This window comes from Pseudoalteromonas sp. BSi20480, assembly GCF_000241365.1.
Classification (GTDB): Bacteria; Pseudomonadota; Gammaproteobacteria; order Enterobacterales; family Alteromonadaceae; genus Pseudoalteromonas; species Pseudoalteromonas marina.
On the sequence record NZ_BADX01000114.1, the window covers coordinates 44,282 to 57,712 of the forward strand.

At 40.6% G+C, this 13,431-nt stretch carries 17 protein-coding genes and 1 rRNA gene; 12 read left to right on the top strand and 6 right to left on the bottom strand.

Going from position 1 to position 13,431, the window contains the following annotated elements:
- The first annotated feature begins 281 nt into the window (after window positions 1–281).
- The 3 genes from P20480_RS06455 to P20480_RS06445 all read left to right on the top strand — a co-directional run bounded on the left by P20480_RS06455 (window position 282) and on the right by P20480_RS06445 (window position 1,147).
- Window positions 282–494, top strand: a complete 213-nt coding sequence (locus P20480_RS06455; RefSeq protein WP_006793996.1) for an EF-hand domain-containing protein — start codon at window positions 282–284, stop codon at window positions 492–494.
- A 144-nt stretch (window positions 495–638) separates the two neighbouring features.
- Window positions 639–851, top strand: coding sequence for a calmodulin (locus P20480_RS06450; RefSeq protein ID WP_006793997.1), 213 nt, complete (start codon window positions 639–641; stop codon window positions 849–851).
- An 80-nt stretch (window positions 852–931) separates the two neighbouring features.
- The gene (locus P20480_RS06445) at window positions 932–1,147 is read left to right on the top strand and encodes an EF-hand domain-containing protein (RefSeq protein WP_006793998.1); all 216 of its coding nucleotides are present in this window, start codon (window positions 932–934) and stop codon (window positions 1,145–1,147) included.
- Between the two features lie 65 nt (window positions 1,148–1,212).
- On the opposite strand, the gene trkA is transcribed toward P20480_RS06445, so the two are convergent.
- From trkA to def, 4 genes are all read right to left on the bottom strand, one after another.
- Window positions 1,213–2,589, bottom strand: a complete 1,377-nt coding sequence (gene trkA / locus P20480_RS06440) for a Trk system potassium transporter TrkA (RefSeq protein WP_006793999.1) — start codon at window positions 2,587–2,589, stop codon at window positions 1,213–1,215.
- Window positions 2,590–2,674: 85 nt separating this feature from the next.
- Window positions 2,675–3,970 carry a 16S rRNA (cytosine(967)-C(5))-methyltransferase RsmB gene (rsmB, locus tag P20480_RS06435; protein ID WP_008130806.1) on the bottom strand — a complete coding sequence of 432 codons (1,296 nt, stop codon included), beginning with the start codon at window positions 3,968–3,970 and terminating at the stop codon, window positions 2,675–2,677.
- Window positions 3,963–4,916 (bottom strand): methionyl-tRNA formyltransferase, encoded by a 954-nt coding sequence (gene fmt, locus P20480_RS06430; RefSeq protein WP_006794001.1) that lies wholly within the window; start codon window positions 4,914–4,916, stop codon window positions 3,963–3,965. The genes rsmB and fmt overlap by 8 nt, the downstream gene beginning before the upstream one ends.
- A 21-nt stretch (window positions 4,917–4,937) precedes the next feature.
- Window positions 4,938–5,444, bottom strand: a complete 507-nt coding sequence (def, locus tag P20480_RS06425) for a peptide deformylase (RefSeq protein ID WP_006794002.1) — start codon at window positions 5,442–5,444, stop codon at window positions 4,938–4,940.
- A 119-nt stretch (window positions 5,445–5,563) separates the two neighbouring features.
- On the opposite strand from def, the gene P20480_RS06420 reads away from it, so the two are divergent.
- The 6 genes from P20480_RS06420 (at window position 5,564) to hemF (ending at window position 10,511) form a co-directional block, all read left to right on the top strand.
- Window positions 5,564–6,685 carry a LysM peptidoglycan-binding domain-containing protein gene (locus P20480_RS06420; protein WP_006794003.1) on the top strand — a complete coding sequence of 374 codons (1,122 nt, stop codon included), beginning with the start codon at window positions 5,564–5,566 and terminating at the stop codon, window positions 6,683–6,685.
- A gap of 31 nt (window positions 6,686–6,716) precedes the next feature.
- Complete coding sequence (gene dprA, locus P20480_RS06415) at window positions 6,717–7,808, top strand: DNA-processing protein DprA (RefSeq protein ID WP_008130810.1); 1,092 nt, start codon at window positions 6,717–6,719, stop codon at window positions 7,806–7,808.
- Window position 7,809: 1 nt separating this feature from the next.
- Window positions 7,810–8,283 (top strand): DUF494 family protein, encoded by a 474-nt coding sequence (locus tag P20480_RS06410; protein WP_008130811.1) that lies wholly within the window; start codon window positions 7,810–7,812, stop codon window positions 8,281–8,283.
- A 118-nt stretch (window positions 8,284–8,401) separates the two neighbouring features.
- The gene (locus P20480_RS06405; RefSeq protein ID WP_008130812.1) at window positions 8,402–8,971 is read left to right on the top strand and encodes a DNA topoisomerase family protein; all 570 of its coding nucleotides are present in this window, start codon (window positions 8,402–8,404) and stop codon (window positions 8,969–8,971) included.
- Between the two features lie 24 nt (window positions 8,972–8,995).
- Window positions 8,996–9,559 carry an L-threonylcarbamoyladenylate synthase type 1 TsaC gene (tsaC, locus tag P20480_RS06400; protein ID WP_006794007.1) on the top strand — a complete coding sequence of 188 codons (564 nt, stop codon included), beginning with the start codon at window positions 8,996–8,998 and terminating at the stop codon, window positions 9,557–9,559.
- A gap of 1 nt (window position 9,560) precedes the next feature.
- Complete coding sequence (hemF, locus tag P20480_RS06395; protein WP_006794008.1) at window positions 9,561–10,511, top strand: oxygen-dependent coproporphyrinogen oxidase; 951 nt, start codon at window positions 9,561–9,563, stop codon at window positions 10,509–10,511.
- A 42-nt stretch (window positions 10,512–10,553) separates the two neighbouring features.
- Here hemF and P20480_RS06390 read toward each other — a convergent pair whose 3' ends face one another.
- Window positions 10,554–10,991: a group II truncated hemoglobin gene (locus P20480_RS06390; protein ID WP_021032469.1), complete on the bottom strand. Its 438-nt coding sequence runs from the start codon at window positions 10,989–10,991 to the stop codon at window positions 10,554–10,556.
- Between the two features lie 53 nt (window positions 10,992–11,044).
- Here P20480_RS06390 and aroE point away from each other — a divergent pair, with 53 nt between their 5' ends.
- Both aroE and P20480_RS06380 read left to right on the top strand, forming a co-directional pair.
- On the top strand, window positions 11,045–11,869 hold the full coding sequence (gene aroE, locus P20480_RS06385) for a shikimate dehydrogenase (RefSeq protein WP_006794010.1): 825 nt from the start codon (window positions 11,045–11,047) through the stop codon (window positions 11,867–11,869).
- Window positions 11,866–12,126 carry a DUF1488 family protein gene (locus P20480_RS06380; RefSeq protein ID WP_008130816.1) on the top strand — a complete coding sequence of 87 codons (261 nt, stop codon included), beginning with the start codon at window positions 11,866–11,868 and terminating at the stop codon, window positions 12,124–12,126. Before aroE ends, P20480_RS06380 begins: the two co-directional genes overlap by 4 nt.
- Here the strand turns inward: P20480_RS06380 and P20480_RS06375 are convergent.
- Window positions 12,109–12,645: a gamma carbonic anhydrase family protein gene (locus tag P20480_RS06375; RefSeq protein ID WP_006794012.1), complete on the bottom strand. Its 537-nt coding sequence runs from the start codon at window positions 12,643–12,645 to the stop codon at window positions 12,109–12,111. The genes P20480_RS06380 and P20480_RS06375 overlap by 18 nt on opposite strands.
- Window positions 12,646–13,225: 580 nt before the next feature.
- On the opposite strand from P20480_RS06375, the gene P20480_RS18345 reads away from it, so the two are divergent.
- Window positions 13,226–13,431: ribosomal RNA gene (locus P20480_RS18345) — 16S ribosomal RNA — on the top strand; the annotation flags it as partial.

A 13,431-nucleotide genomic window follows, 5' to 3' on the forward strand; every position in this document is an offset into this window, starting at 1 on the left:
ACACCTTGATCATTTAAATAACTTCGCTTTGTGGTTTTTTACATTAAACCTAAATGTCTGATTTTTAATAACTTATAGTTTTTAATTAAACCAGCGTTGCTAAATAGCTACAAAAATAATGCTTAAATTTGCACTTTTTTCAGTATTTAACACGTAAGGCACTGAAAAATATAAACTAATAAATATTGGCATTTAAGTTGTAATAGTCTGGTTGTACTAATCGAAAAACGTGATTAACAGTAAGTACCAATCACTCACATACAACTTGAAGGATACATACTATGAAACGCATTAATAAAACATTAGCACTTATCGCACTCGCTTCTTCGTCAGCCGCTTTTGCAGGCTCTGACTTTAATACACTCGATGTAGACGGTAATGGTGCAATTAGCCAAGCCGAAGCATCAGTTGATGCAAAATTAATGAGCATGTTCTCAGAGCTCGATACAGACCAAAATGGTGAGTTATCAAAAGAAGAGTTTTCAAAAGCCTAAATTCAGTAAATGGAATCCTGAGTTGCCAAAGACAACCTAAGTAGGCAAGGGAGCTTACGAAAAAGGATAACAAGGAAGTGAAACCATTTTAAAAGGCAATAAGCCCATTTTTTTGATAGAACATTAAGTATGAAGGATTAAGTTATGAAACATTTAAATAAAGCATTAGCACTTATTGCATTAGCGTCTTCTTCAGCTGCGTTTGCAGCATCAGATTTTGACAGTTTAGATACCGACAGCAGTGGAGCAATTAGCCCAAGTGAAGCGGCAATAGACACCGATTTAATGGCTGAGTTTACAGAGCTAGATACAGATGGTAACGGTGAGCTGTCTAAAGACGAGTTTGCAAAATTTTAAAGTTAACCGGTATTGGTTTAGCTATTTTTCACAGACAGGGATCTTAGAAAAGGATTTCTCATTTTACTAGGAACATCACTATGAAAACATTAAATACGACACTTGCGGTTTTAGTTTTAGCGTCTTCTTCAGCAGCTTATGCAGCGGTAGACTTTGCATCGTTTGATAGCAACAGTGACGGTGTTATCAGCATGGAAGAAGCTCAAGTAAACTCACAACTAGTGAAAATTTTTAAAGATTTAGACACAGATGGAAATGGTGAGCTTTCTAAAGAAGAATTTGCCAAAGTACAGTAGCATTGATAAGCCCCAATCATACTCCACTAAAGCCGCCATTTTCAGCGGCTTTTTTGTTTGATGCGTTATAAAAATATAGCACTTACTTGGAAGAGCTTTTCTACTACGTTGATATGTTTTTTATCAATTAAAAACATAATCACGTGATCGCCCGACATAATAATGGTGTCGTCGTGGGCAATGAGTACATCGTCGTTACGCACAATGGCCCCAATAGTTGTTCCGGCTGGTAGTTTTATATCGGCAATTGCACGGCCAACTACTTTGGAGGTATTTTCATCGCCATGAGCAACTGCCTCAATAGCCTCTGCAGCCCCTTTACGCAATGAATACACGTTAACAATATCACCTCGACGTACATGGGTTAACAATGCAGAAATTGTTGCCTGTTGCGGCGATATGGCAATGTCTATTTCGCCACCTTGTACTAGGTCTACATACGCACCACGTTGAATAAGCACCATGGTTTTTTGCGCGCCCATGCGTTTGGCAAGCATGGCCGACATAATATTGGCTTCATCGTCGTTGGTAACGGCAATAAACACATCCACTTGTTCGATATGTTCTTCAGAAAGAAGTTCTTGATCGGAGGCGTCGCCACAAAATACTACCGTGTTGTCGAGCATTTCTGAAAGCTGTTCAGCACGTTCTTTACTGCGCTCTATTAGCTTAACGGTGTGATTTTTTTCAAGAGAGCGAGCAAGGCCTGCACCAATGTTACCGCCACCAGCAATCATTATTTTTTTGTATGAACGCTCAAGCTTCTGCAGTTCGTTCATTACGGCGCGTATATGTTTGGTTGCCGCAATGAAGAACACTTCATCGTCGGCTTCAATAACGGTTGTACCGAGCGGTTTAATGGCTTTGCCTTGACGGTAAATAGCTGCAACGCGAGTTTCTACATTGGGTATATGCTCTTTTAATGCAGATAAGGCATAGCCCACTAATAAACCACCGTAATAGGCTTTTACTGCAACTAGCGAGAGCATACCATCGGCAAACTGCAATACTTGCAATGCGCCAGGGTAGTCAATTAAGCGGCGTATATACTTAGTAACTAACGCTTCTGGGGCAATGTAATGGTCGATTGGTAAATCATCGTTTTGGAAAAGTTTTTCACGGTATTTTAAATACTGCTCAGAGCGAATTCGAGCAATTTTAGTGGGTGTATTAAAAATACTATACGCCACTTGGCACGCCACCATGTTTACTTCATCTGAGCTGGTTACCGCAATAATCATATCGGCATCGTCTGCGCCGGCGCGGCGCAAAACATCAGGGTGAGCACTGTGGCCCATTACACCTTGAAGGTCGTATTTATCTTGCAGTTCGCGTATACGATTACCGTCAATGTCTACTACGGTAATTTCGTTTTGTTCGCCTACTAAGTTTTCAGCTAGCGTGGCGCCAACCTGTCCAGCACCGAGTATGATTATTTTCATTATTTACCAGTGTATTAAGTAGTAATAAAAAGCCATTTTTAAATTTAAAAATGGCTTGTTGTACGCGTTATTAAGCCCTGTTTAACTAGGCTTTTTTAACCATTTTAGCGTAATAAAAACCATCACTTTCACCCGGAAGTAGCTGTAAACCCGGTATGGTGAGGGTGTCTTTATCATGAAGTGGAATATGCTCTACGTCATCGTTATTAGCTAAAAATTTAGCAACTTGTTGTTGGTTTTCTTTTGGAAGAACCGAACATGTTGCATATACCAATGTACCACCAGGCTTGAGTAGAGGCCAAATGCTATTGAGTATATCGCCTTGTAGTGCGGCTAAGTCTTCAATGTCGGATGCACGGCGTAGCCATTTTATATCAGGGTGGCGACGAATAACGCCGGTTGCTGAACAAGGCACGTCTAATAAAATACGATCGAACTGTTCATCGTCCCACCATGTGTGCGGTTGCGATGCATCACCACATTGTAGGTCGGCACCTAAACCTATACGGGTTAAGTTTTGCTTTACGCGTTCAAGGCGAGTGGCATCGCTATCAAGTGCAAGTACGTCGGCGTCGGCAAGCTCTAATATATGGCATGTTTTACCGCCGGGTGCTGCACAGGCATCTAAAATAACGTCATCATCTTTTGGCTCTAAAAAGCGAGCAGCTAATTGCGCTGCTGCATCTTGCACTGAACAAGCACCCGTATCAAACTCAGGAAGTGAAAAAACATCACGCGGCTTGGCTAGTTTAATCCCGTCTATAAAGTTTGGGTTTAATGTATGTTCTATATCGTTAGCCGTTAGCATATCACTGTATTCTTGCGTGCTAAATTGTGATTGATTTACACGTAACCACATTGGCGCTTGTTGCTGGTTTTCTTCAAGTATGGCTTCCCAGTTTTCTGGGTAGGCTTCTTTTACCTGTTTAATAAACCAATTGGGGTGGTTGTATAAACACACTGGAATAAGCTTTGCTTTTTCTTCAAGCTCTGCTTGCTGGCGTTGAAAGCTACGTAAAATAGCATTTATTAACCCTTTTAATCCTAGTGCACGCATTTGACCCAGTGCATTTACGGTCTCGCTTATTGCTGCATGCGGTGGAACGCGCATGTGCTGCAATTGATAAATACCTACGTAGAGTAAAAACTGAAAAATTCTGCGTTTACCTTTTAATGGGCTTTCTACTAAATGTTGGCAGTAGTTTTCAAGGCTAGGTAAGTAGCGTAATACGCCATAACAAATTTGCTGTAACAGTGCTTTGTCTTTTGGTGGTAAACCTTGGCTTGCAAATGGTAGTTCTTGATTAAGCGAAGCGCCTTTATCAACCACGTTATATAAAGTCTCTGCGGCTAGCGCTCGTACGTTTTGTACTTTATTCATTATTTTCGCCTAATAGTGTGCCAGGGCTAACCCAGTCACTGCGACCATTTAAAAAGTCGCTAATTGCCATTGGTTTTTTACCTTGCGGTTGTAACTGAGTAATACTTAAAGCGTGTTCACCACAGGCAACCACAACACCGTTTTTATCACTTGTTAAAATTTCGCCTGGCTTACCTGATTGATCAACTACTTTAGCTTGGTATATTTTTACGGTTTGCTCGCCCATTTGGGTAAAACACACTGGCCAAGGATTAAAAGAGCGAATATTACGCTCTATTTGCACGGCGCTCATAGACCAATCTATATTTGCTTCTTCTTTAGAGAGTTTTTTAGCGTAGTTAGCTAGCTCATCATTTTGAGGCTCAGGGGTAATGTCGTCATTAGCTAACTTATTAACGGTGTCGATTAATGCACTAGGACCTAACTCTGCTAGTTTGTTATATAAACTGGCACTGGTTTCTGTGTCACTAATAGGGCAGCGGCTAATATGCAGCATGTCGCCGGTATCTAAGCCCTCATCCATTTGCATTATGGTTACGCCCGTTTCCTCGTCACCCGCCCAAATTGCACGTTGAATAGGCGCAGCACCACGCCAGCGAGGTAGTATAGAACCATGCACGTTTAAGCAGCCTAAGCGTGGCGCATTTAAAATAGCTTTGGGTAAAATTAAGCCATAGGCCACCACAATCATTATGTCGGCGTTTAAAGCGGTGAGCTCTGCAAGTGCCTCATCATTTTTTAATGACTGAGGCTGAAAAACAGGCAAGTCATTTTCAAGTGCTAGCGCTTTAACTTCGCTCGCTTTTAATTTTTTACCACGACCTGCTGGGCGATCTGGTTGACTATATACGCCCACAATTTCATGTTCGCTATTTATTAGCGCTTGTAAATGGCGTGCGGCAAAATCCGGCGTACCGGCAAATATTATGCGTAATGGTTGGATCACTGAGTTTTCCTAAGGTACTGATTACTGTGCTGCAAACTTAGCTTCTTTTTCAAGTTTTTTACGAATACGTTGGCGCTTTAATGGAGATAAGTAATCAATAAATAGCTTGCCTTGAAGGTGGTCTAGTTCGTGTTGAATACAAATAGCTAATAGCTCATCTGCGTCTAACACAAACTCTTCACCGTTTTCGTTTAGTGCGGCCACAGTCACTGTTTCTGCTCGGTCTACTTTTGCGTACGAGTTAGGCACTGACAAACAGCCTTCTTCGCTAATCGTTGACCCATCTTTTTTAATGATTTGCGGGTTAATTAATACCAGTGGTTCGTCACGCTCTTCAGAGACATCAATAACCACAATACGCTGGTGGATATTTACTTGTGTTGCTGCTAAACCAATGCCATTTTCGTCGTACATGGTTTCGAGCATGTCTTTTACAATTTGGCGAACTTGGTCGTCAACGTCTGCAACATCTTTTGCTATTGTACGTAAACGCTCATCTGGAAATCTTAAAACTTCTAACCTAGCCATTAGTTACCTTTTTCACTTGTGCTTAATTTAGGGTATTGTATGCTCTTATTTTAGCCATTCACGTTCACCTTTAACAGGTTTTGGGCAATAATAATGAAAAAACAATACAAGGAAGCTCAATGAAATTTCCGTTAGTTGCAATCATACTGGCACTAAGCACCTCTTTTGGGGCGATTGCTGATGTGCTAAAAATAAAAAAAGATGCACCAAAACAGTATGTTGTAAAAAAAGGTGATACGTTGTGGGATATATCTGGCATTTATTTAGACGAGCCATGGTTGTGGCCAGAACTATGGCAAATGAACCCGCAAATCGATAACCCTCACCTAATTTATCCGGGTGATGCATTGGCACTTATATACGATGCTGACGGAAATCCACGTTTAGTTATTAATAAAGCGTACCGAAAGCTGTCACCTCAAGGACGTATTACCCCAAAAGGGTTGAATGCAATTACCACCTTACCTTTGCAAATGATTAAACCTTATTTAAGTTACGAGCAAGCGATTAACAGCGACGATATAAAAAATATGCCGTATGTGTTAGGTGCTAACGAAAACACAAAAACACAAACGTTAGGCCATATTTTATACGTTAAAGGTGACTTAAAAGTACATGGTGCTTATGCGATTTACAACGAGGGTGAACCCTACAGAGATTTAAACACAGGCGAAGTATTAGCAACGCGTGCATCGTACGTTGGCATGGCGCGAGCGTTTAGGAGTGGCGATGAAAGTAATGGTGTGCCGTCGTCATTACGTGTTGAGTCAGTAAAACGAGAAATTAAACAAGGTGATTTTTTAATGCCAGCAATGGAGGGGCAGTTGCTGCCAGCCTATTTTGATATTCACCGCCCACTAGAGCCAGTTGAAGGGCAAGTTATAGCGTCTCCTCGCCAAGTAAGAGAATTCAGCACGATGGATGTTGTAGTGCTAAACTTAGGCAGCGAGCAAAATATTGAACCAGGTCATGTTTTAGATTTAGAGCGTGAGTCACCTACGGTTATTGATGGCCCTCGTGGTCCTCGTTACCCAGAGGATTCAAGTAAATTTGAAAAACTGTTATCTGATGCAAGTCAGTTGTTTAGTAATAAAGCTGACGAAGATAATACAACATGGAAAATGCCTAAAGAAAAAGTAGGCGAGTTAATTGTATTCAAAGTGTATGACAAAGTAAGTTATGCATTAATAACAAAAAACCAGCACCCAATTCGCGTTGGAGATATTGCAGTTATTCATTAAGAAGTAGCGAGTCGGTGCTCTAGGAGAGAGCATGGATCAGTCATCAGGCAAGTTAGCTCACTGGCTTGCCTTTTATATGTGTAAGGGATTAGGCACAAAAACCTTATTAGCCCTATCTAAACACCACCCACTTGAGTCATTGTTTGACTTACCCCACGCTAAATTACACGAGTTAGGGTTAACGGCTAATCAGGCCAGTAATTTACTCAATACAGATTGGCAAAAAGTACAGCATTATGAGCGGCTTGTTGCAGAGCATAATATTGAAGTTATTTGTTTTTTTGATACACGTTACCCAGATTCACTAAAACACATAGCTAGCGCACCTTTATTACTATTTTGTAAGGGCGATGTGTCTTTGCTTTCTAGCTCGCAAATAGCCATTGTTGGTAGCCGTAACGCCACCCCTACAGGGCTTGAAATAGCTTCCGAGTTTGCCTACGAATTAACAAAGGCTGGTATTACTGTGACATCGGGCATGGCTAGAGGAATAGATGGCGCAGCACATAAAGGTGCTTTAGCAGGGAGTGGTAAAACTATCGCGGTATTAGGCACGGGTGTTGATATTTACTACCCTAAACGCCATAAACTATTAACAGAACAAGTACTCAATAGTGGTTTATTAATTAGTGAGTTTTTACCCGGAACCGCCGCTAACGCACATAATTTCCCTCGTCGAAATAGGATTATTTCGGGCTTATCTTTAGGTGTATTAATTGTTGAAGCTGAAATTAAAAGCGGCTCATTAATTACTGTGCGTTATGCGCTTGAACAAAATAAAGAGGTGTTTGCAGTACCAGGCTCTATTAAAAACCCGCTTGCACAAGCCAGCCACTTTTTAATTAAGCAAGGTGCTAAACTTGTTGAAAATGTGACAGATATTTTAGATGAAGTGAGCTTTTCTTATCAAAGCGGTCTATATAGTAAAGAAGAAACGCTTCAGCAAAGTAGTGATTGTGAAGTTTTAAACAGTATTGGGTTTGAGGTAACAACTGTTGACGATATTGTACGCCGTGTTCAATGGCCAATAGATAAAGTACTGGCAAGGTTGCTTGATTTAGAGTTAGACGATCAAATTGAACGCATTTTAGATGGTTATATTAGGCTTAGCGTAGGAAGGTAGCATGTTCGATATTCTTATGTATCTATTTGAAAATTACATTCATAGCGAAGCTGACATTTTTGCTGAGCAAAATGAATTAACCGACGAGTTAGTTCGTGCAGGCTTTAATAAACCAGAAATATTTAAAGCCTTAAATTGGCTAGAACAGTTAGCCGATTTACAACACAGCGATGAATCTCCTTATTTAATCGCTAACCCAGGGCGCGCTATTCGTATATTTACAGAAAGCGAATGCGATATGCTAAACGTTGAGTGTCGTGGTTTTTTAATGTTTGTTGAGCAAATCGGGGTTATTAACAGTATTACCCGTGAAATGGTTATGGATAAGCTCGCAGCACTTGATAAGCCAGCGATTAGCTTAGATGATTTAAAGTGGATAGTGCTTATGGTGTTATTTAATGTCCCCGGTTCTGAAGAGGCATACGAGCAAATGGAAGACTTAATTTTTGATGAGCCCACCGAGTTATTGCATTAATACCTTATGAATTTATTTATATAACCCAAATTACTCGAGATGAAGCGCATAGCATAGCTTGTATCTTTAAGTGGTTTGGGTATATTAGGCGAAAATTCACTTACCTCTTAGGAACACTATGAGTAAAATCGACCATTCGCTTTTTTCGGCGAATAAGCACGCCTTAGAAAAAGAATACGAAGTATGCCCACAGTGTGGTTCAGAGTTAGTGATCCGCAACAGTAAGTCAGGCCCTTTTTTGGGGTGTGCAAGTTACCCTCAATGTGACTTTATTAGGCCATTAGTACACCACGAAAGTAACGAAATAAAAGTACTTGAAGATTCCTCTTGCCCTCAATGCAGCAAACCGCTGGTTGTTAAAAATGGCCGTTACGGTATGTTTATTGGTTGTACGGGGTACCCTGATTGCCATTATATTGCAAACGACAACGAGCAAAAGGAACAAGAGGCTACGTTACCAGCATGCCCAAAATGCAAAAAAGGCCACTTAGTTGCTCGCAGTAATAAGTTTGGTAAAGTATTTTATTCATGCGACAGCTACCCAAGCTGTAAATACACGCTTAATAATAAACCTGTAGAGCAGCCATGCCCAAAATGTGATTGGCCCATCGTCATAGAAAGACACATGGCAAATGGTACACTACTGCAATGCCCGCAAAAAAGTTGCATGCATAAGCTTACTCAATAACGTTTAACATTTTTGGAGACCACCTTGTCAGAACTTTCAAATACGCCTTCAGCACTTACATGTTTAAATGAAGGCGAAGTTATTGTTTATCCAACAGAGGCTGTGTTCGGCTTAGGATGTGACCCCGATAATCAGCATGCTGTTGAAAAATTATTGGCAATTAAGCAGCGACCAGTTGAAAAGGGCCTTATTTTAATTGCTGATAATTATGGGCAATTATTAAAGTATGTTGATGATGCTAAAGTACCTATGGACAAACGTGCAGACATATTTTCTAGTTGGCCTGCTGCTATTACGTGGGTTATGCCAGCGGCAAAAAGCACACCAAAATGGTTAACAGGGCAGTTTGATACCATTGCGGTTAGGGTAACAAATCACCCAACAGTTAAGCGCTTATGCCAAGAGTTTGGAAAGCCACTGGTATCAACCAGTGCAAATTTAACAGGCCAAGAAACAGTAATAAGCATTGAGCAAGCAAAGGAGCAATTTGCTGATCAAGTTGGCTTTTATGTTGATGAGCCGTTAGGTGGAAACACACAACCCAGCACAATAAAAGATGCCATGACCGGTAAAGTATTTAGAGGGTAATATGCAAAGCGAATTATTAGAACAAGTAAAAGCCTACTTTATGGCTTTGCAAGATACCATTTGCCAAGGGCTAGAAGCTGCAGATGGCAGTGCTAAATTTGTCGAAGATAGCTGGCAAAGAGCTGAAGGCGGTGGTGGCCGTACTCGAGTAACTACTGATGGTAACGTAATTGAGCAGGGGGGCGTAAATTACTCTCATGTATTTGGCGCATCCATGCCAGGTTCTGCAACCGCCCATAGGCCAGAGCTTGCAGGGCGTAGTTTTCATGCTTGTGGGGTTTCACTTGTTATTCATCCCAAAAACCCGCACGTACCAACAAGTCATGCCAACGTACGCTTTTTTATAGCCGAAAAAGAGGGCGAAGAGCCAATATGGTGGTTTGGTGGAGGTTTTGATTTAACCCCTTTTTACCCGGTATTTGAAGACGTACAGCATTGGCATCAAGTTGCACACGATATATGTGTGCCGTTTGGTAGTGATGTTTATTCAAAATACAAAACATGGTGCGATGAGTACTTTTACCTTAAACATCGTGATGAAACACGTGGGGTGGGTGGTTTATTTTTCGATGATTTAAATGAACTAGGCTTTGAGCAAAGCTTTGCATTTATGCAGTCAGTCGGCAATGGCTTTTTAGATGCCTATATTCCGATTATTGAACGTCGCAAAAACGATGAGTACACTGAACAGCAACGTGACTTTCAGCTCTACCGCCGTGGTCGTTACGTTGAGTTTAACTTAGTGTGGGATAGAGGCACATTATTTGGATTGCAAAGTGGCGGGCGAACAGAGTCTATTTTAATGTCGATGCCACCACTAGCGCGCTGGGAGTATAACTTTACACCAGCTGAAAACAGCCTTGAGGCAAACTTATATCAGTATTACTTGCGACCACAAGCTTGGCTTTCAAGTAAACCAGAAGAGCTAATAGCCCGAGAGTGGCAAATATAAACAATTTAAAAGACGCGAAAGCGTCTTTTTTATTGTTTATGATTAATGTTGGTTAATCATGTGGCTTGCTAGCTGAGCAAATGAGTTTTTAAGCCCTTCTCGAAGTAGTGGGTTGTCAATTTCAATATCAAGAGTTTTGTTCATACAATACATCCATTGATCCCGTAAGTTCTGGTCAATTAAAAATGGCATATGGCGTTTACGTAACATGGGCTGCCCATGATTTTGCTCAAATAGTGAAGGCCCACCTAACCAACCAGATAAAAACTCGAAAAAGACTTGGCGAATTCTATCTAATGGTTGAGGATGCATATCATATAACGGTTTAGCGTATTCATCTGAGGCCATAATGTCGTAGAATCGTTCAGAAATAGCGCGTGCACCTTTCTCTCCGCCAATGATTTCGTAAGGCGTTTTTTCAGGTGTAGGTGTTTGATCTACTTTCTTAGGCTTAGATTTAGAAAAAAGTCGTTTAATCATATTATTTATCATCGATTATAAGCAGCACTTAGCTGCAAAGAGGTTGTTTTAAAATGGACAAATATGCGGTTTTTGGAAATCCAATTAAACATTCAAAATCCCCCGCGATACATAAACAATTTGCTATCTCGCTAGGTGAGCAAATCGACTATCGCGCAATATTAGCACCTATCGACAGCTTTGAAAAAACAGTATCGACATTTTTTGAGCAAGGTGGAAAAGGTGCGAACGTTACCATGCCATTTAAAGAGCAGGCGTTTGCAATGGCTGATGAACTTACACCGCTTGCTAAAATAGTCGGTGCAGTTAATACACTTAAAAAAAGAAACGATGGAACATTATTAGGAGATAACACCGACGGTGTTGGTTTTGTAAATGACCTCCTTGCTAACAAAGTTGTGATTACAAATAAGCGTATTTTAATAATTGGTGCTGGTGGTGCTGCAAGGGGGGTAATATTACCATTGCTTGAACAAAAACCCGCAGAAATTATTATTGTTAATCGTACCGCTCAAAAAGCAAAAGACTTAGCTCAGCTATTTGCTGAATACGGAAAAGTTTCAGGCTATGGGTTCGATGATTTACCAGTAAGCGATTACTCACTAATTGTAAACTCAACGTCTAGTAGCATGAATAACGAATTACCAGCCTTAGCTAAAAAGCACTTAACATGCTGTGATGTTGCATACGATATGTTTTATTCACTGACAAACACTATTTTTATGAACTGGGTTGCAGAGCATAATAACAATACTAAGCTTTTAGATGGTAGTGGTATGTTGGTAGGGCAGGCAGCACAAGCTTATTATGTTTGGCATAACAAAATGCCAGAAATTCTCCCCGTGGTTAAAGCACTTAAACAAGGCTCACTAAAATGAACCAAGCTGTACAATTTATAGATAGACTCGAGTTTAGAGAGCCTGATCATCAGTTAGTGTTTTTTGCTCAAGTGAGTGGCATGCTGGTGGAGTGTGTTATTGCGATAAGTAAACTTAAACTCACGGATGAAAGTCACGCTACAGATTATTTTGAAAAATACCGTTTTGAATACGAAGAACGTGCCGAGCAACTAATAGAAGAAGAAAGTTATAACTCGGCAGGTCAAATTGAAGTGGAATTAGTTAGCTTCAGCTAGATATTCATCTTTTAATTGGACATAGTTATCTGCCGATATCTTTAAGAAAGCGAGCTCCTGCTCAGTCAATGGACGGGCTTGCTTTGCTGGACTTCCTACATACAAATAGCCTGATTCCAGGCGCTTATTTGGTGGTACCAACGAGCCCCCACCAATAATAACATCATCTTCTACAATTACATTATCCATGACAATCGCACCCATACCCACGAGTATACGGTTACCAAGTACGCACCCATGTAGCATCACTTTGTGACCAACCGTTACATCATCGCCTATTATAAGAGGGTAACCATCTGGATTGCTTTTAGTTGCACGCGATAAATGTAATACACTGCCATCTTGAATATTAGAGCGCTCACCAATACGAATATGGTTAACATCGCCGCGAGCAGCAACTAAAGGCCATACACTGCTATCATCGCCTATAGTAATATCACCGACTAATACAGACGACTCGTCTATATAAACAGACTTATTAAACGCAGGGGTAATTCCTTTATAAGAACGTATTGCCATATATGCACCTTTAAATTAAACATATTAAGTGTATTAGTGTAGCAGTAGTGCTTATTTCAGTGCCAGTAAAGCCTATATTGTTTATAAAACTATCAGTTTTAAGGGCTTTCGTTCATATACTGACCGAACAGTGTTTTATTTTAGTTTTTCTTTGAAAAAGTACTTGCGTAAAAATCTGTTCTCCCTATAATGCGACCCCACTGAGACGGCAGGCGCCAACGCATAGCGAGGCAAGAGTTAATCAGAGAGTTAAGTAAAACTTCGGTTTTAAATTATCGTAAGAAAGTTTAAAACAAAGTATTGACTCGAAAAATAAAGGATGTATTATACGCATCCCTAGCGACAACGTCGCAACGTTCTTTAACAATATAAAGCAATCATCTGTGTGGGCACTCGTACAGATTGAGTTCTAACAGCCAAGCTTAGTTCGCTAAGTGAGGCAAACAAATTAGAGTCTCAATTGAAACTGAGTGACCAACAGGATAATTACTTAGGTAGTTATTCAGCACAGTCAATTCAATATCGAAAGATATTAAATAAATTCAGAATTCATTGAGCTGTCGAAAGACACAAAACTTTTTAATTGAAGAGTTTGATCATGGCTCAGATTGAACGCTGGCGGCAGGCCTAACACATGCAAGTCGAGCGGTAACAGAAAGTAGCTTGCTATTTTGCTGACGAGCGGCGGACGGGTGAGTAATGCTTGGGAACATACCTTGAGGTGGGGGACAACAGTTGGAAACGACTGCTAATACCGCATAATGTCTACGGACCAAAGGGGGCTTA

Coding starts and splice junctions, on each gene's coding strand:
- P20480_RS06455 (WP_006793996.1), top strand. CDS start 282: ATGAAACGCATTAATAAAACATTAGCACTTATCGCACTCGCTTCTTCG.
- P20480_RS06450 (WP_006793997.1), top strand. CDS start 639: ATGAAACATTTAAATAAAGCATTAGCACTTATTGCATTAGCGTCTTCT.
- P20480_RS06445 (WP_006793998.1), top strand. CDS start 932: ATGAAAACATTAAATACGACACTTGCGGTTTTAGTTTTAGCGTCTTCT.
- trkA (WP_006793999.1), bottom strand. CDS start 2,589: ATGAAAATAATCATACTCGGTGCTGGACAGGTTGGCGCCACGCTAGCT.
- rsmB (WP_008130806.1), bottom strand. CDS start 3,970: ATGAATAAAGTACAAAACGTACGAGCGCTAGCCGCAGAGACTTTATAT.
- def (WP_006794002.1), bottom strand. CDS start 5,444: ATGGCTAGGTTAGAAGTTTTAAGATTTCCAGATGAGCGTTTACGTACA.
- P20480_RS06420 (WP_006794003.1), top strand. CDS start 5,564: ATGAAATTTCCGTTAGTTGCAATCATACTGGCACTAAGCACCTCTTTT.
- dprA (WP_008130810.1), top strand. CDS start 6,717: ATGGATCAGTCATCAGGCAAGTTAGCTCACTGGCTTGCCTTTTATATG.
- P20480_RS06410 (WP_008130811.1), top strand. CDS start 7,810: ATGTTCGATATTCTTATGTATCTATTTGAAAATTACATTCATAGCGAA.
- P20480_RS06405 (WP_008130812.1), top strand. CDS start 8,402: ATGAGTAAAATCGACCATTCGCTTTTTTCGGCGAATAAGCACGCCTTA.
- hemF (WP_006794008.1), top strand. CDS start 9,561: ATGCAAAGCGAATTATTAGAACAAGTAAAAGCCTACTTTATGGCTTTG.
- P20480_RS06390 (WP_021032469.1), bottom strand. CDS start 10,991: ATGATTAAACGACTTTTTTCTAAATCTAAGCCTAAGAAAGTAGATCAA.
- aroE (WP_006794010.1), top strand. CDS start 11,045: ATGGACAAATATGCGGTTTTTGGAAATCCAATTAAACATTCAAAATCC.
- P20480_RS06380 (WP_008130816.1), top strand. CDS start 11,866: ATGAACCAAGCTGTACAATTTATAGATAGACTCGAGTTTAGAGAGCCT.
- P20480_RS06375 (WP_006794012.1), bottom strand. CDS start 12,645: ATGGCAATACGTTCTTATAAAGGAATTACCCCTGCGTTTAATAAGTCT.